This window comes from Streptococcus infantis, from assembly GCF_047460685.1.
In the GTDB taxonomy this organism is placed as follows: Bacteria; Bacillota; Bacilli; order Lactobacillales; family Streptococcaceae; genus Streptococcus; species Streptococcus infantis_AD.
On sequence record NZ_JASHFS010000004.1, the window covers coordinates 123,610 to 141,291 of the forward strand.

A 17,682-nucleotide genomic window follows, 5' to 3' on the forward strand; every position below is an offset into this window, starting at 1 on the left:
GGAACAAAGAGATGACAAAAAGAATACCTAATTTACAAGTTGCATTAGACCATTCAGACTTGCAAGGAGCGATTAAAGCAGCTGTTTCTGTTGGTCACGAAGTAGATATTATCGAAGCTGGAACTGTTTGCTTGCTTCAAGTTGGAAGTGAATTGGTTGAAGTTTTACGTAGCCTTTTCCCAGATAAGATTATTGTGGCAGACACAAAATGTGCCGATGCTGGTGGAACAGTTGCCAAAAATAATGCCGTTCGTGGAGCAGATTGGATGACTTGCATCTGTTGTGCAACCATCCCTACTATGGAAGCAGCTCTAAAGGCTATCAAGGCTGAACGTGGAGACCGAGGAGAAATCCAAATCGAGCTTTATGGTGATTGGACTTTTGAACAAGCTCAGCTTTGGCTAGATGCAGGTATCTCACAAGCTATCTATCACCAATCTCGTGATGCCCTTCTTGCTGGTGAAACTTGGGGTGAAAAAGACCTTAATAAGGTTAAAAAACTCATTGACATGGGCTTCCGTGTTTCTGTAACAGGTGGTCTAGATGTAGATACTCTCAAACTCTTTGAAGGCGTTGATGTCTTTACCTTTATCGCAGGTCGTGGAATTACAGAGGCTGCCGATCCAGCAGGAGCAGCGCGTGCCTTCAAGGATGAAATCAAACGAATTTGGGGGTAAACCATGGCACGTCCAATTGGAATTTATGAAAAGGCAACCCCGACACAATTTACTTGGCTGGAACGTTTGAATTTCGCCAAGGAGTTAGGTTTTGATTTTGTCGAGATGTCTATTGACGAACGAGACGAGCGTTTAGCAAGACTTGACTGGAGCAAGGAAGAGCGCTTGGAAGTTGTCAAAGCGATCTATGAAACTGGTGTTCGTATTCCCTCTATCTGTTTTTCAGGCCATCGTCGTTACCCATTGGGATCGAATGATCCAGTTCTAGAGGAAAAATCTCTGGAACTCATGAAAAAATGTATCGAATTAGCTCAAGATTTGGGAGTTCGTACGATTCAATTAGCTGGTTACGACGTTTACTATGAGGAAAAGTCACCCCAGACACGCCAACGTTTTATTAAAAATTTGAGAAAAGCTTGTGACTGGGCAGAAGAAGCTCAGGTGGTACTTGCCATCGAAATTATGGATGATCCTTTCGTCAATAGCATCGAAAAATACTTGGCTATAGAGAAAGAAATTGACTCTCCCTACCTCTTTGTCTATCCAGATATTGGGAATGTGTCTGCATGGCATAATGATGTCTACAGTGAATTTTATCTTGGCCATCATGCCATCGCAGCTCTCCATCTCAAGGATACTTATGCAGTGACAGAAAGTTCAAAGGGCCAGTTCCGAGATGTACCTTTTGGGCAAGGTTGTGTCAAATGGGAAGAAGCTTTCGATATTTTAAAGCAAACCAATTATAATGGTCCTTTCCTAATCGAAATGTGGTCTGAAAATTGTGAAACTGTAGCAGAAACACGCGCAGCCATTCAAGAGGCCCAAGCTTTTCTCTACCCACTAATTAAGAAAGCAGGTTTGATGTAAGATGAATCAAGTAATCAATGATATGCGTAAACGAGTCTGTGATGCCAATCAATCATTGCCAAAACATGGACTTGTTAAATTTACCTGGGGCAATGTATCGGAAGTCAATCGCGAACTCGGTGTCATTGTTATCAAACCATCAGGTGTAGATTATGACGAATTGACACCTGAAAACATGGTGGTAACTGACCTGGATGGCAAGGTTCTAGAAGGAGATCTAAGACCATCTTCGGACCTCCCAACTCATGTGCAGTTATATAAGGCTTGGCCAGAGATTGCTAGTGTGGTCCATACCCATTCGACAGAAGCTGTTGGTTGGGCTCAGGCAGGTCGTGATATTCCTTTCTATGGAACAACCCATGCGGATTATTTCTACGGTTCAATCCCTTGCGCTCGTAGTTTGACCAAGGATGAAGTAGAAGTAGCCTATGAAAAAGACACTGGCCTAGTTATCGTAGAAGAGTTTGAACGTCGTGGTCTCAACCCTGTTGAAGTACCAGGGATTGTCGTACGTAATCACGGTCCATTCACCTGGGGCAAAAACCCAGAGAATGCTGTCTATCACTCTGTTGTATTAGAGGAAGTATCTAAGATGAATCGCTTTACAGAGCAAATCAATCCAAGAGTTGAACCTGCTCCTCAGTACATCCTAGAAAAACACTACCAACGTAAACATGGTCTAAATGCTTATTACGGTCAAAAGAAATAAGAAATTGAATTGAAAAGAGGCTAGGACCTTTCGATCCAAGCCTCGCTTTTGTAGTTGTCAGTATCCACTGTTAGGAGTTTACAGCATATAATTGCAAAGTCTGTACGAATGTGATACCATTATAAAGTTGTTTTGGAAGCGATTGACAAATAGAGGAGTATGAATTATGGTTTTAGATAAGGCGAGCTGTGACTTGCTTCAATATTTGATGGATCAAGAAACGTCCAAAACGATTATGACGATTTCGAAAGATTTAGCTCAATCTCGAAGAAAAATCTACTATCACATTGATAAAATCAATGATGCTTTGGATGATGAGAATTTGCATATCATCAGTCTGCCTCGGATTGGTATTTACTTGACCGATGAACAAAGAGAAGCTTGTCGTCAATTATTAGACGAAGTTGATTCTTATGATTATATCATGAGTGCCAACGAGCGGATGCAGCTGATGCTCCTTCTGATTGGTATTTCCAAAGAGAGAATCACTCTTGAAAAACTCATGGAATTAACAGAAGTCTCTCGAAATACGGTCCTAAATGATTTAAATACCATTCGTTACCAGCTGACACTAGAGCAGTATCAAGTAACGCTTCAAGTTAGTAAATCTCGCGGTTACTATCTAAATGCACATCCTCTTAATAAAATCCAGTATCTTCAATCCCTTCTCTATCATATCTTTATGGAGGAAAATCCAGCCTTTGTTGCTATTTTAGAGGAAAAAATCAAGGAACGATTAGACGGTGAGATGCTTCTTTCCGATGAGGTCAATCAATTTCTCAAAAAACAGGTTCCGTTGGTTGAGCAGAATTTGGGGAAAAAAATAAACCATCACGAAGTCACTTTTATGTTACAGGTCCTCCCCTATCTTCTACTTGGATGTGATACCGTTACTCGTAATCAGGACAAACACCAAGAAATTGAGCAAGAGTTTTCATTGATTCGAAAGAGAATTGAATATCAGGTATCCCAAAAACTAGGAGAGCGCTTGTTTGAAACATTTGGAATCTCATTTTCAGAATTAGATAGATCTCTGTTAGCCATTCTTTTGTTATCCTATCGAAAAGATCGAGACATCCATGCAGAAAGTAAAGATTTTCAGCATTTGAGAATGGCTTTAGAAGAGTTTATTTGGTATTTTGAATCCCAAACCAGAATGGAGATTGAACAGAAAGAAGACTTATTGAGGAATCTTGTGATTCATTGTAAGGCGCTATTATTCAGAAAGAACTATGGTATTTTCTCAAAAAATCCTTTAACTCGGCAGATTCGTTCCAAGTATAGTGAGCTTTTCGTAATTACAAAAAAATGTGCAGAAGTGCTAGAAGAAGCCTGGCAGATTCGATTGACAGATGATGAGATTGCCTATCTGACCATTCATGTTGGAGGATTTTTAAAGTATACTCCATCGATTCAAAACAATACCAAGAAAATTTATATTGTGTGTGATGAAGGAGTGGGCGTTTCTAAACTCTTACTCAAACAATGTCGCTTCTATCTTCCAAACGAACAGATTGGGGCAGTCTTTACCACTGAGCAGTTCAAAAGCGTGGAGGATATTACTCAGGTTGATTTACTTATTACAACAAACGATGAGCTTGAGAGTCGCTTCCCAGTGCTAAAGGTAAACCCTATACTTGAGGCAGAAGATATTTTACGCATAACAGACTTTATGAAAAATAAGGTTCTTCGAAAAGATGGTCGCACTTTTAAGGATAATCTCTCAACTATTATTACTACCTATATATCTGATAAACACGTTGCAGCAAAATTAAAGGAAGAAATTCAACTCTTAATCAACCAAGAATTAGTCATCCAAGCTTTTTTAGATGAATCATAAATATCACAGTCCAATGATGAACACAAACCTGTGTTTTTCTTGGTCTTTTTTAATATTTCGGTCGGTGTTATACTAAGTATGAAATGAATACTTGAACAAAATATGGAGGATTTCAAATGCCAAACGTAAAAGAAATTACAAGAGAATCATGGATTTTAGCTACTTTCCCAGAGTGGGGAACCTGGTTGAACGAAGAAATCGAAGAAGAAGTCGTTCCTGAAGGCAACTTTGCCATGTGGTGGCTAGGCAACTGTGGTACTTGGATTAAAACACCAGGTGGTGCTAACGTTGTCATGGACCTTTGGTCAAACCGTGGAAAATCAACTAAAAAAGTGAAAGATATGGTTCGTGGACACCAAATGGCAAATATGGCAGGTGTTCGTAAATTGCAACCAAACTTACGTGTTCAGCCAATGGTTATCGATCCATTTGCTATCAATGAACTCGACTACTACTTGGTTTCACACTTCCATAGTGACCATATCGACCCATACACAGCTGCAGCAATTCTCAACAATCCTAAGTTAGAACATGTTAAGTTTATCGGTCCTTACCATTGTGGACGAATCTGGGAAGGATGGGGTGTTCCAAAAGAACGCATCATCGTTGTCAAACCAGGTGATACTATTGAACTAAAAGACATGAAGATTCATGCAGTAGAATCATTTGACCGTACTTGCTTGGTAACGCTACCAGTGAACGGTGCTGATGAGACAGGCGGTGAACTTGCTGGCTTAGCTGTTACAGATGAAGAAATGGCTCAAAAAGCGGTTAACTATGTCTTTGAAACACCAGGTGGAACCATCTATCATGGCGCTGATTCTCACTTCTCTAACTACTTTGCAAAACATGGTAAAGACTTCAAAATTGATGTTGCTTTGAATAACTATGGTGAAAACCCAGTAGGTATCCAAGATAAAATGACTTCTATCGACCTTCTTCGCATGGCAGAAAATCTTCGTGCAAAAGTCATTATCCCAGTTCACTATGATATCTGGTCTAACTTCATGGCTTCTACCAATGAAATCCTAGAACTTTGGAAAATGAGAAAAGATCGCTTGCAATACGATTTCCATCCATTTATCTGGGAAGTTGGTGGTAAATACACTTATCCTCAAGACCAACACTTAATAGAATACCATCACCCACGTGGTTTTGATGACTGCTTCGAACAAGACTCAAATATCCAATTCAAAGCCTTGCTTTAATATAAAAATTTTTTCTGGAGGTTATCCGTATGTTGCACGATACGGATAATTTTCATATAATAGTACAAATAGAATATGTGATAGACCTATCACCTCAAAGAGAAAGGAAATTCTATGTCAAATCTATCTGTTAATGCGATTCGTTTTCTAGGTATTGACGCTATCAATAAAGCGAACTCAGGTCACCCAGGGGTGGTTATGGGAGCTGCACCGATGGCCTACAGCCTATTCACTAAAGAACTTCGTATCAATCCAGCTCAACCAAACTGGATTAACCGCGACCGTTTTATTCTTTCAGCTGGTCATGGTTCAATGCTTCTTTATGCCCTTCTCCACCTCTCTGGATTTGAAGATGTGAGCATGGATGAAGTGAAGAACTTCCGTCAATGGGGCTCTAAAACTCCAGGTCACCCAGAATTTGGTCATACAGCAGGGGTTGATGCAACAACAGGTCCTCTAGGACAAGGGATTGCGACTGCGACAGGTTTTGCACAAGCAGAACGTTTCCTTGCAGCTAAGTACAACCGTGAAGGTTATAACATCTTTGACCACTACACTTACGTTATCTGTGGAGATGGTGACTTGATGGAAGGTGTCTCAAGCGAAGCTGCTTCTTATGCAGGCTTGCAAAAACTAGACAAGTTGGTTGTTCTTTATGATTCAAATGATATCAACTTGGATGGTGAGACAAAAGATTCATTCACAGAAAGTGTTCGCGATCGTTACAATGCCTACGGTTGGCATACAGCCTTGGTAGAAGATGGAACAGACTTAGAAGCTATTCATGCTGCTATTGAAGAAGCTAAGGCTTCAGGCAAACCATCTTTGATCGAAGTGAAAACTGTTATTGGATATGGTTCTCCAAACAAACAAGGGACTAATGCCGTACACGGTGCTCCTCTTGGTGCAGACGAAACTGCAGCAACTCGCCAAGCCCTTGGTTGGGATTACGAACCATTTGAAATCCCGGCAGAAGTTTATGCTGATTTCAAAGAAAATGTTGCAGACCGTGGTGCATCAGCATACGAAGCATGGACAAAACTAGTCGCAGATTACAAAGAAGCTCACCCAGAACTTGCTACAGAAGTGGAAGCAATCATCGAAGGGCGCGATCCAGTTGAATTGACTCCAGAAGACTTCCCAGCTTTAGAAAATGGCTTCTCTCAAGCAACTCGTAACTCAAGCCAGGATGCTTTGAATGTTGTAGCTGCTAAATTGCCAACCTTCCTCGGTGGATCAGCTGACCTTGCTCATTCAAATATGACTTACATCAAAACTGATGGACTTCAAGATGATGCAAATCGCTTAAATCGTAACATCCAATTTGGTGTTCGTGAATTTGCAATGGGTACTGTCTTGAACGGAATGGCTCTTCACGGTGGACTTCGTGTTTATGGTGGAACATTCTTCGTATTCTCAGACTATCTTAAGGCAGCGGTTCGATTGTCAGCTCTACAAGGTCTTCCTGTAACTTATGTCTTCACCCACGATTCAATCGCAGTCGGAGAAGATGGCCCAACTCATGAACCAATTGAGCACTTGGCAGGTCTTCGTGCGATTCCAAACCTCAATGTTTTCCGTCCAGCAGATGCGCGTGAAACTCAAGCAGCTTGGTACCAAGCTGTCAAAAGCGAGAAAACTCCGACTGTTCTTGTCTTGACTCGTCAAAACTTGACTGTTGAAGAAGGAACAGACTTTGACAAGGTTGCAAAAGGAGCTTATGTTGTATATGAAAATGCAGCAGACTTTGACACTATCTTGATTGCAACAGGTTCAGAAGTGAACTTAGCAGTAGCAGCCGCTAAAGAATTGGCAAGCCAAGGTGGAAAAGTTCGCGTAGTCAGCATGCCATCTACAGATGTATTTGATGCACAAGATGCAGCCTACAAAGAAGAAATCTTACCAAATGCAGTTCGTCGCCGTGTAGCAGTCGAAATGGGAGCAACTCAAAACTGGTACAAATACGTTGGTCTTGATGGAGAAGTTCTTGGTATTGATACCTTTGGAGCATCTGCACCAGCACCAAAAGTTTTAGCAGAGTATGGATTTACAGTTGAAAACTTAGTTGAAATTGTAAACAACTTGAAATAAGAAAAATCAGGGCATTTGCTCTGGTTTTTTATTGACCTAAAATCAAGGTGCAATCTTGTAAAAACAAGTGAAATTTGATATAGTAGTTTTATCTGAATTACAAAGGAGTAAAAATAATGGGTGGGAATTTAACATTTTTGATTATGCTTGTCTTGATGTTGGGCTTGATGTTCTTCATGCAACGTTCTCAAAAGAAACAAGCAGAAAAACGTATGGAAAGCCTCAATAAGCTTCAAAAAGGCTACGAAGTAATCACTATTGGTGGTCTCTACGGTACAGTTGATGAAGTAGACACAGAAAATAGAACAATTGTTCTTGATGTTGATGGCGTATACCTAACCTTCGAACTCGCAGCAATTCGAACTGTTTTGCCAGTCAAAGAAGCTGTCACACCTGAAGGTGCAGTTATCGAAGAAGGCAGTGCTATTGAAGAATAAAACGGGGTGGAATGCATTCCCGTTTTTCTATAAGTGAGAGGAAGAGTAATGAAAAAAATTGCTTTTGTCTGTCTTGGTAATATTTGTCGCAGTCCTATGGCGGAATTTGTAATGAAATCCCTGACCGATAAATATGAGATTCAAAGTCGTGCGACTTCTTCCTGGGAACACGGTAATCCAATCCACAAAGGGACGCAAGGCATCTTTCGAAGTCATGGCGTTCCTTATGATACTTCAAAAACTTCCCAACAAATTTCTAAAAAAGATTTTGAGTATTTTGACTATATCATTGGGATGGATGAGTCTAATCTCGCTGATTTGCGTCAGATGTGTCCACAGGATCAACAATACAAGATACAGACTTTTGCATCTGAAAGCGTTCCAGATCCCTGGTATACAGGTGATTTTGAAGAAACTTATGACCGAGTTTTAACAGGTTGTCAGGCTTGGTTAAGTCGCTTAGAAAATGAGAGTGAACATGGAAAATTTAAAAAAACTCTATGAAAAATATAGTGTCTATTTAACACGTCCCCGTTTAGAAATTGCGACAGTGATCGTCATTGTTGTCTGTGCAGGTCTCGTATTTCTAACCAATCTTCCAAAACAGGGCGTTCTCAAGCTTGATAACGATGCTATTATTTATGACGGGAGCCTAGTTCGTGGTAAGATGAATGGTCAGGGCACTGTTACCTTCTCAAACGGTGATACCTATACTGGAGAATTTAGCAATGGCGCCTTCAATGGTAAAGGTACCTACCAAGCTAAAGCAGGTTGGGTATATGAGGGAGACTTTATAAATGGCCAAGCTGAAGGAAAAGGAAAACTGACTACCGAACAAGAAGTAGTCTATGAAGGGGACTTCAAACAAGGTTTATTTCAACAAGCACAATAACCTCCTCCTAGAAGGAGGTATTCTTCCAGGATACGAGAAAACGCTTACATGGAAATAAAAACGGCTTACAAGACTGTTTTACAATTAAGTTTGTGAAAAATAAAACTTTTATGGAATAATTCACAAACTTTAAGTGAAAAAGCGCATGTACGGGTATATTTGAAATTGTTTTCACAAACAAATAAAAAAAGTTTGTGAAATGTCTATGAAACTGTTTACAAACGTTTGAAAAAGAGTTATAATAAACTTGTGAAAAAATTAACAAAGGACTTACAATCCTTGAAAGCTATGGAGGAAAATATGGCTGATAAAAAAACTGTAACACCAGAAGAAAAGAAACTCGCTGCTGAAAAGCATGTCGATGGTTTGGTGCAAAAAGCTTTAGTTGCCCTTGAAGAAATGCGTAAACTTGACCAAGATCAAGTCGATTATATCGTAGCAAAAGCTTCAGTTGCAGCACTTGATGCTCACGGAGAATTGGCTTTACATGCCTTTGAAGAAACAGGACGTGGAGTATTTGAAGATAAAGCAACTAAAAACTTATTTGCTTGTGAGCACGTAGTAAACAACATGCGCCACACTAAAACAGTTGGTGTTATCGAAGAAGATGATGTAACAGGATTGACTCTTATCGCTGAACCAGTTGGTGTTGTTTGTGGTATCACTCCAACAACTAACCCGACTTCAACAGCAATCTTTAAAGCGTTGATTTCATTGAAGACTCGTAATCCTATTGTCTTTGCATTCCACCCATCAGCTCAAAAATCATCAGCTCACGCAGCTCAAATCGTTCGTGATGCAGCGATTAAAGCAGGTGCTCCTGAAAACTGTGTACAGTGGATTACTGAACCATCTATGGAAGCAACTAGTGCATTGATGAACCACGAAGGTATTGCAACAATCCTTGCAACAGGTGGTAATGCCATGGTTAAAGCGGCATACTCATGTGGTAAACCAGCTCTTGGGGTAGGTGCCGGAAACGTTCCAGCTTATGTTGAAAAATCAGCTAACATCCGCCAAGCTGCTCACGATATCGTAATGTCTAAATCATTTGACAATGGTATGGTCTGTGCATCTGAACAAGCGGTTATCATTGATAAAGAAATTTACGATGAATTTGTAGCAGAGTTCAAATCTTACCACACTTACTTTGTAAACAAAAAAGAAAAAGCACTTCTTGAAGAGTTCTGCTTCGGCGTGAAAGCAAACAGCAAAAACTGTGCTGGTGCAAAATTGAACGCTGACATCGTTGGTAAACCAGCAACTTGGATTGCAGAACAAGCAGGATTTACGGTTCCAGAAGGAACAAACATTCTTGCTGCAGAATGTAAAGAAGTTGGTGAAAACGAGCCATTGACTCGTGAAAAATTGTCACCAGTTATCGCAGTTTTGAAATCTGAAAGCCGTGAAGATGGTATTGCTAAAGCTCGTCAAATGGTTGAATTTAACGGTCTTGGGCACTCAGCAGCCATCCATACAGCTGATGAAGAATTGACTAAAGAATTTGGTAAAGCTGTTAAAGCTATTCGTGTTATCTGTAACTCACCTTCTACTTTCGGTGGTATCGGGGACGTTTATAATGCCTTCTTGCCATCATTGACACTCGGATGTGGTTCTTACGGACGTAACTCAGTTGGGGATAACGTTAGCGCCATCAACCTCTTGAACATCAAAAAAGTCGGAAGACGGAGAAATAACATGCAATGGATGAAACTTCCTTCAAAAACATACTTTGAACGTGATTCAATTCAATACCTTCAAAAATGTCGTGACGTTGAACGTGTCATGATCGTTACTGACCATGCCATGGTAGAGCTTGGTTTCCTTGATCGTATCATCGAACAACTTGACCTTCGTCGCAATAAGGTTGTTTACCAAATCTTTGCAGATGTAGAACCAGATCCAGATATTACTACAGTTGAACGTGGTACTGAGATCATGCGTGCCTTCAAACCAGATACAATCATCGCTCTTGGTGGTGGATCGCCAATGGATGCTGCTAAAGTAATGTGGCTCTTCTACGAACAACCAGAAGTGGACTTCCGTGACCTTGTTCAAAAATTCATGGATATCCGTAAACGTGCCTTCAAATTCCCATTGCTTGGTAAGAAGACTAAATTCATCGCTATCCCAACTACATCTGGTACAGGATCTGAAGTAACTCCATTTGCCGTTATCTCTGATAAAGCAAACAACCGTAAATACCCAATTGCTGACTACTCATTGACACCAACTGTGGCAATCGTAGACCCTGCTTTGGTATTGACAGTTCCTGGATTTGTAGCTGCTGATACTGGTATGGACGTATTGACCCACGCGACTGAAGCTTACGTATCACAAATGGCTAGCGACTACACTGACGGTTTGGCACTTCAAGCTATCAAACTTGTATTCGAAAACCTTGAAAGCTCAGTTAAGAATGCAGACTTCCACTCACGTGAGAAAATGCACAACGCTTCAACAATCGCTGGTATGGCCTTTGCCAATGCCTTCCTGGGTATTTCTCACTCAATGGCCCATAAGATCGGTGCGCAATTCCACACAATCCACGGTCGTACAAATGCAATCTTGCTTCCATACGTTATCCGCTACAATGGTACACGTCCAGCTAAGACAGCAACATGGCCTAAGTACAACTACTACCGTGCAGATGAAAAATACCAAGATATCGCACGCATGCTTGGACTTCCAGCTTCTACTCCAGAAGAAGGTGTGGAATCTTACGCAAAAGCTGTCTACGAACTTGGTGAGCGCGTAGGTATCCAAATGAACTTCAAAGCGCAAGGAATCGATGAAAAAGAATGGAAAGAACATTCTCGTGAATTGGCCTTCCTTGCTTATGAAGACCAATGTTCACCAGCTAACCCACGTCTTCCAATGGTTGACCACATGCAAGAAATCATCGAAGATTCTTACTATGGTTACAAAGAAAGACCAGGACGCCGTAAATAATTGTTATCAGCCTAGAGGCAGGAATTTCCTGTCTCTTTTTTGTGAAATTGGAGTATCGAAAATAAATTTTAGCTTTCTATATTAGATTTTTATCTGAAAATAAAAGTAGGAAATGACTATTTAGACAAGGAAAAACAGCAGTATGGGCTTTGAAAGAAGAAAGAAAAATAAGTAAGGTGGAGACAAAAAACAACGCCCGTACTTGCAATTAAACTTAAATAGTTATATAATAGGTTTGTTGAAAGGTGATTTGTAGTGATTCAAGTTACTCTTTTCACAATAAAAATTTCATGATTTTCATAAGGAGGAAATCACTAATGGTAGTTAAAGTTGGTATTAACGGTTTCGGACGTATCGGTCGTCTTGCTTTCCGTCGTATCCAAAACGTAGAAGGTGTTGAAGTTACTCGTATCAACGACCTTACAGATCCAGTTATGCTTGCACACTTGTTGAAATACGACACAACTCAAGGTCGTTTCGACGGTACTGTTGAAGTTAAAGAAGGTGGATTTGAAGTTAACGGTAAATTCATCAAAGTTTCTGCTGAACGTGATCCAGAACAAATCGACTGGGCTAACGACGGTGTAGAAATCGTTCTTGAAGCTACTGGTTTCTTTGCTAAGAAAGCAGCTGCTGAAAAACACTTGCACGCTGGTGGTGCTAAGAAAGTTGTTATCACTGCTCCTGGTGGAAACGACGTTAAAACAGTTGTATTCAACACTAACCATGACGTTCTTGATGGTACTGAAACAGTTATCTCAGGTGCTTCATGTACTACAAACTGTTTGGCTCCAATGGCTAAAGCTCTTCAAGACAACTTTGGTGTTGTAGAAGGATTGATGACTACTATCCACGCTTACACTGGTGACCAAATGATCCTTGACGGACCACACCGTGGTGGTGACCTTCGCCGTGCTCGCGCTGGTGCTGCAAACATCGTTCCTAACTCAACTGGTGCTGCAAAAGCTATCGGTCTTGTAATCCCGGAATTGAACGGTAAACTTGACGGATCTGCACAACGCGTTCCAACTCCAACTGGATCAGTTACTGAATTGGTAGCAGTTCTTGAAAAGAACGTTACTGTTGATGAAGTGAACGCAGCTATGAAAGCAGCTTCAAACGAATCATACGGTTACACAGAAGATCCAATCGTATCTTCAGATATCGTAGGTATGTCTTACGGTTCATTGTTTGACGCAACTCAAACTAAAGTTCTTGACGTTGACGGTAAACAATTGGTTAAAGTTGTATCATGGTACGACAACGAAATGTCATACACTGCACAACTTGTTCGTACTCTTGAATACTTCGCAAAAATCGCTAAATAATTCTTGAGTTGATAAAAGCAAGACCAACTGGTCTTGCTTTTATTGTATCCATAAGAAAAAATGGATGATAGAGTCATCCATTTTGGTTTAATTCTCTTTCAAATGTATCTGATAGCGCAGTAAAGCTTAATTTGTTTAAGGTCAGAGGATGGACAAAGGAAAGTTTAAATGCATGAAGCATTAGTCTTTTAGTTTTTGAATGTGGATTGTAGAGCGGGTCTCCAAGGATTGGATGTCCGTGGTGAGATAGATGAACTCGAATCTGATGAGTTCGCCCTGTTTTTAATCTACAACGAACGAGACTAGTTTTGTTTTGAAATTGTTTCAATCGAGTTACATTAGTTTCAGCATATTGACCATTTTTGAAATCCACCACCCGTTTTCTACGATCGTGACGATTGCGACCGATTTTGTCTCGAAAGACAAGCTCTTTAGTTCCTATTTTTCCCTCAACCAGAGCCCAGTATTCTCGCGAAATCTCTTTTTTTTCCAATAATCGATTGAGGATGGGCAGTATAAATGGATTTTTAGCAAATAGTACGAGTCCACTTGTTTCTTTGTCTAGTCTATGAACGACATAGCAAGTTTGACCTACATAAGCGCTGACATGATTGAGAAGAGCAATCTCATCTGGTTGATTGCCGTGAGTTTTCATTCCTTCAGGTTTGTTGACGATGATTAAATGTTGGTCCTGATAAACTTCTTGGACAAGATTAGGATTCCCCCAAACAATTTCTTTTTTAGGATAATCCTCCTCATCGAAAATCAGTTGACATTCATCTCCGGCTTTGACAGTTTGATGCCAATGGACTTCTTCTTGATTGATGAGAATGTGCTTTTTAATTCTCAAGAAATGCCGTATTTTTCTTGGAATGAGTAGTTGATCTTCCAAGAAGACTTTGACAGTCATTTCAGGAAGAGAGTCAGGGATAACAAAGGTAAATTTCATACAGATATTGTAACAAAAAATAGATTATTTGGATAGAGAAACTAGCTAAATTCTTGTCTTCCTATGGGGAAGATGATAAAATAAACGCATGAAATTAGATACATTATTTGAAAAATTTCTTTCTTTATTTAAGAAAGATGAAGCTGAAATGGAAGAAATAGAAATCGACGAAGCTAATAATGAAGAAAATACTTCGACTAATTTAAGACGGTCAAGAGGTGGGCGAAAGAAAGTTGGGCAAGTCGGACCTATTCGAAAATTTTGGCGTCGCTATCATCTGACCAAAATCTTTCTAATTCTCGGACTAAGTGCAAGCTTGTTTGTTGGGGTCTATCTATTTGCCTTGGCTAAATCGACAAATGTTACAGACTTGCAGAATGCTTTGAAAACACGAACGGTGATTTTTGACAGAGAAGAGAATGAGGCTGGTGCCTTGTCAGGCCAAAAAGGGACCTATGTTGAACTTTCGGAAATTAGTGAAGAGTTGCAGAATGCTGTTATTGCGACAGAAGATAGAAGCTTCTATAAAAATAGCGGAATTAACTATAGTCGCTTTTTCCTAGCTATCCTAACAGCTGGTCGCTCGGGTGGTGGTTCTACAATTACTCAACAGTTGGCGAAAAATGCTTATCTTTCACAAGACCAAACTGTGCAAAGAAAGGCCAAAGAATTCTTTCTTGCTTTAGAATTAACCAAAAAATACAGTAAAAAAGAAATTCTAACCATGTATTTGAACAATGCCTACTTTGGTAATGGAGTTTGGGGTGTTGAGGATGCTAGTAAAAAGTACTTTGGAGTTTCGGCATCGGAATTAACTCTTGATGAAGCCGCCACTTTAGCAGGTATGCTTAAAGGCCCAGAATTGTACAATCCTCTGAATTCTATTGAGCATTCAACTAATCGAAGAGATACTGTCTTGCAAAATATGGTGGCTGCAGGTTACCTTGATAAAAATAAGGAAGCAGAAGCAGCAAGTGTTGATATGGCTTCTCAATTGAAAGACAGTTATGAAGGGAAAATATCAGACTACCGTTATCCTTCTTATTTTGATGCAGTTGTTAATGAAGCTATTGAAAAGTATAATCTAACAGAGGAAGAAATCGTTAATAACGGTTATCGAATTTATACGGAGCTAGATCAAAATTACCAAGCAAATATGCAGGTTATCTATCAAAACACTTCGCTCTTTCCGACAGCTGAAGATGGGACACATGCAGAGTCTGGTAGTGTCGCTTTGGAGCCAAAAACGGGTGGAGTTCGAGGAGTTGTTGGTCGAGTGGCAGGGGATGATAAGACAGGTTTCAGAAATTTTAACTATGCAACCCAGACCAAAAGAAGTCCAGGTTCAACGATTAAACCTTTAGTAGTCTATACACCAGCAGTCGAAGCGGGTTGGTCTCTTAATAAGGAGCTGGATAATCATACCATGCAATATGGTGATTATAAAGTAGACAACTACGCAGGAATCAAGACATCACCAGAAGTTCCAATGTATCAAGCCTTAGCCGAGTCTCTAAATCTTCCTGCTGTAGCGACAGTCAAGCAACTTGGTATCGATAAGGCTTTTGAATCAGGTGAAAGATTCGGACTTGATTTAACGAATGTTGATCGTGTGCTAGGTGTAGCTCTAGGTGGTGGGGTGGAGACAAGTCCGCTACAAATGGCGCAGGCTTATGCAGCGTTTGCAAATGAAGGTTTGATACCTGAAGCGCATTTTATTACTCGTATTGAAAATGCGAGTGGCCAAGTCATTGCAACCCACAAAAATTCTCAAAAACGTATAATAGATAAGTCAGTAGCCGATAAAATGACCAGTATGATGTTAGGTACTTTTACAAACGGTACAGGAATAAGCTCCTCACCAGATGACTATGTTATGGCTGGGAAAACTGGTACAACTGAAGCAGCTTTTAACCCAGTATATACAAGTGACCAGTGGGTTATCGGATATACGCCTGATGTGGTGATAAGTCATTGGCTTGGTTTCCCGACTACGGACGAAAATCATTATCTGGCAGGTTCGACTTCGAATGGTGCTGCTCACATTTTTAGAAGTATGGCGGAAACAATTCTTCCTTATACACCAGGTAGTACCTTTACAGTTGAAAACGCCTATAAGTTGAATGGTATTGAACCAGAAAACACACGGAAACAAACTACAAGTGATACTAGTACGCAGTCAGATGATATATTAGCAGATATTCGTGGACGAGCACAAAATCTGGTCGATGAAGCAGGCAAAGCTATTTCAGATGCTAAGATTAAAGAAAAAGCCCAGACAGTTTGGGATACCATTGTAGATCTGTTTCACTAATACGTTTATAAGCTAAAAGACAAGGATTCAAATCTTTGTCTTTTTTCACTCTCACTTGTCAGCATTCACAACTTCCATAACATTACAGACTCAAAAAAACACAAGACAGAAACCAAAGCCCCTCTTTCCCCCTTTCTCTGCTAAACTAAAAGCAGAGAAAGGGGGAAAGCAAATGCTTGAAAAGTATTATGAGAAAGTAAAAGGTATTGTTCATAGATGCCGAAAAGATTATTATCTCCACCTGTGGGAAAAAGAGGATTGGGATCAAGAAGGACTGATCTGTCTCTATGAACTCCTCGAGGCTCATCCAGAACTAGTGGAAGAAGAAAAGAAACTCTACGTCTACTTCAAAACAAAATTTCGCAATCGAATCCTTGATAGCGTCAGAAAACAAGAGAGTCAAAAACGTCGCCTAGACCGAATGGCCTATGAAGAAGTAGGGGAAATTAGCCATCGCCTACCAGAAGGAGGATTGTGGCTGGATGATTACTACGCCCTTCACGAATTGTTGGATACATATAGAAGAAAATTACAACAAGATAAACAAGAAACCTACGAACGCCTCTGGGCAGACGAACGATTTAAAGGCCGCAAAGCCCTTCTAAGAGAACTGAAGGAAGTAATTCAGGAGAAATGAAAAAAAGTTAAAAAAAGGTGTTGACAAAGTAAGAAAAGTCGGTATAATAGTAAGAGTTGAAAATAACAACTCCGGTCCGTTGGTCAAGGGGTTAAGACACCGCCTTTTCACGGCGGTAACACGGGTTCGAATCCCGTACGGACTATAGTATGAAGCAGATGAAACACTAGATGAAAAAAATTAAAAAAAGTTTCAAAAAAGTGTTGACAAGCGAAGGCGGCTGTGATATACTAATATAGTTGTCACTTGAGAGAAGCGAGTGACAAAGACCTTTGAAAACTGAACAAGACGAACCAATGTGCAGGGCACTACAACTAAGGTTGTAGTACTGAACAATGAAAAAACAATAAATCTGTCAGTGACAGAAATGAGTGAGAACTCAAACTTTTAATGAGAGTTTGATCCTGGCTCAGGACGAACGCTGGCGGCGTGCCTAATACATGCAAGTAGAACGCTGAAGGAGGAGCTTGCTTCTCCGGATGAGTTGCGAACGGGTGAGTAACGCGTAGGTAACCTGCCTGGTAGCGGGGGATAACTATTGGAAACGATAGCTAATACCGCATAACAGTAGATATTGCATGATATCTGCTTGAAAGGTGCAAATGCATCACTACCAGATGGACCTGCGTTGTATTAGCTAGTTGGTGGGGTAACGGCTCACCAAGGCGACGATACATAGCCGACCTGAGAGGGTGATCGGCCACACTGGGACTGAGACACGGCCCAGACTCCTACGGGAGGCAGCAGTAGGGAATCTTCGGCAATGGACGGAAGTCTGACC

14 protein-coding genes, 1 tRNA gene and 1 rRNA gene are annotated in these 17,682 nt (G+C 40.4%); 15 read left to right on the forward strand and 1 reads right to left on the reverse strand.

Annotated features, from left to right (window positions below; genetic code table 11):
- Positions 1-11 precede the first annotated feature (11 nt).
- The 11 genes from QM917_RS02980 to gap all read left to right on the forward strand — a co-directional run bounded on the left by QM917_RS02980 (position 12) and on the right by gap (position 13,001).
- Positions 12-677 carry a 3-keto-L-gulonate-6-phosphate decarboxylase UlaD gene (locus tag QM917_RS02980; RefSeq protein ID WP_061863926.1) on the forward strand — a complete coding sequence of 222 codons (666 nt, stop codon included), beginning with the start codon at positions 12-14 and terminating at the stop codon, positions 675-677.
- 3 nt (positions 678-680) lie between these two features.
- The gene (locus tag QM917_RS02985) at positions 681-1,544 is read left to right on the forward strand and encodes an L-ribulose-5-phosphate 3-epimerase (protein WP_414284763.1); all 864 of its coding nucleotides are present in this window, start codon (positions 681-683) and stop codon (positions 1,542-1,544) included.
- Between the two features lies 1 nt (position 1,545).
- Positions 1,546-2,253 carry an L-ribulose-5-phosphate 4-epimerase gene (locus QM917_RS02990; protein ID WP_414284764.1) on the forward strand — a complete coding sequence of 236 codons (708 nt, stop codon included), beginning with the start codon at positions 1,546-1,548 and terminating at the stop codon, positions 2,251-2,253.
- 166 nt (positions 2,254-2,419) lie between these two features.
- Positions 2,420-4,093 (forward strand): BglG family transcription antiterminator, encoded by a 1,674-nt coding sequence (locus tag QM917_RS02995; RefSeq protein ID WP_414284766.1) that lies wholly within the window; start codon positions 2,420-2,422, stop codon positions 4,091-4,093.
- Between the two features lie 116 nt (positions 4,094-4,209).
- Positions 4,210-5,301: an L-ascorbate 6-phosphate lactonase gene (gene ulaG / locus QM917_RS03000; RefSeq protein WP_006153413.1), complete on the forward strand. Its 1,092-nt coding sequence runs from the start codon at positions 4,210-4,212 to the stop codon at positions 5,299-5,301.
- A 114-nt stretch (positions 5,302-5,415) separates the two neighbouring features.
- Complete coding sequence (tkt, locus tag QM917_RS03005) at positions 5,416-7,392, forward strand: transketolase (protein WP_414284767.1); 1,977 nt, start codon at positions 5,416-5,418, stop codon at positions 7,390-7,392.
- A 116-nt stretch (positions 7,393-7,508) separates the two neighbouring features.
- Positions 7,509-7,829 carry a preprotein translocase subunit YajC gene (gene yajC / locus QM917_RS03010; RefSeq protein ID WP_075230983.1) on the forward strand — a complete coding sequence of 107 codons (321 nt, stop codon included), beginning with the start codon at positions 7,509-7,511 and terminating at the stop codon, positions 7,827-7,829.
- A gap of 48 nt (positions 7,830-7,877) precedes the next feature.
- Complete coding sequence (locus QM917_RS03015; RefSeq protein ID WP_414284768.1) at positions 7,878-8,333, forward strand: low molecular weight protein-tyrosine-phosphatase; 456 nt, start codon at positions 7,878-7,880, stop codon at positions 8,331-8,333.
- Positions 8,308-8,721: a hypothetical protein gene (locus QM917_RS03020; protein ID WP_414284770.1), complete on the forward strand. Its 414-nt coding sequence runs from the start codon at positions 8,308-8,310 to the stop codon at positions 8,719-8,721. The genes QM917_RS03015 and QM917_RS03020 overlap by 26 nt, the downstream gene beginning before the upstream one ends.
- Before the next feature lie 300 nt (positions 8,722-9,021).
- Positions 9,022-11,673, forward strand: coding sequence for a bifunctional acetaldehyde-CoA/alcohol dehydrogenase (adhE, locus tag QM917_RS03025; protein ID WP_414284771.1), 2,652 nt, complete (start codon positions 9,022-9,024; stop codon positions 11,671-11,673).
- A gap of 317 nt (positions 11,674-11,990) precedes the next feature.
- Positions 11,991-13,001, forward strand: a complete 1,011-nt coding sequence (gap, locus tag QM917_RS03030; protein ID WP_033687386.1) for a type I glyceraldehyde-3-phosphate dehydrogenase — start codon at positions 11,991-11,993, stop codon at positions 12,999-13,001.
- A gap of 73 nt (positions 13,002-13,074) precedes the next feature.
- Here the strand turns inward: gap and QM917_RS03035 are convergent, their stop codons facing one another.
- Positions 13,075-13,950, reverse strand: a complete 876-nt coding sequence (locus tag QM917_RS03035; protein WP_414284772.1) for an RluA family pseudouridine synthase — start codon at positions 13,948-13,950, stop codon at positions 13,075-13,077.
- Positions 13,951-14,038: 88 nt separating this feature from the next.
- Between QM917_RS03035 and pbp2a the strand changes: the two genes are divergently transcribed.
- The 4 genes from pbp2a to QM917_RS03055 form a co-directional block, all read left to right on the forward strand.
- Complete coding sequence (pbp2a, locus tag QM917_RS03040; RefSeq protein ID WP_414284773.1) at positions 14,039-16,264, forward strand: penicillin-binding protein PBP2A; 2,226 nt, start codon at positions 14,039-14,041, stop codon at positions 16,262-16,264.
- A gap of 172 nt (positions 16,265-16,436) precedes the next feature.
- Entirely contained in the window at positions 16,437-16,901 is a 465-nt protein-coding gene (locus tag QM917_RS03045) for a sigma-70 family RNA polymerase sigma factor (RefSeq protein WP_414284774.1), read from the forward strand.
- Positions 16,902-16,974: 73 nt separating this feature from the next.
- A tRNA-Glu gene (locus QM917_RS03050) sits at positions 16,975-17,046 on the forward strand.
- Between the two features lie 241 nt (positions 17,047-17,287).
- Positions 17,288-17,682 (forward strand): 16S ribosomal RNA (locus QM917_RS03055); the annotation flags it as partial.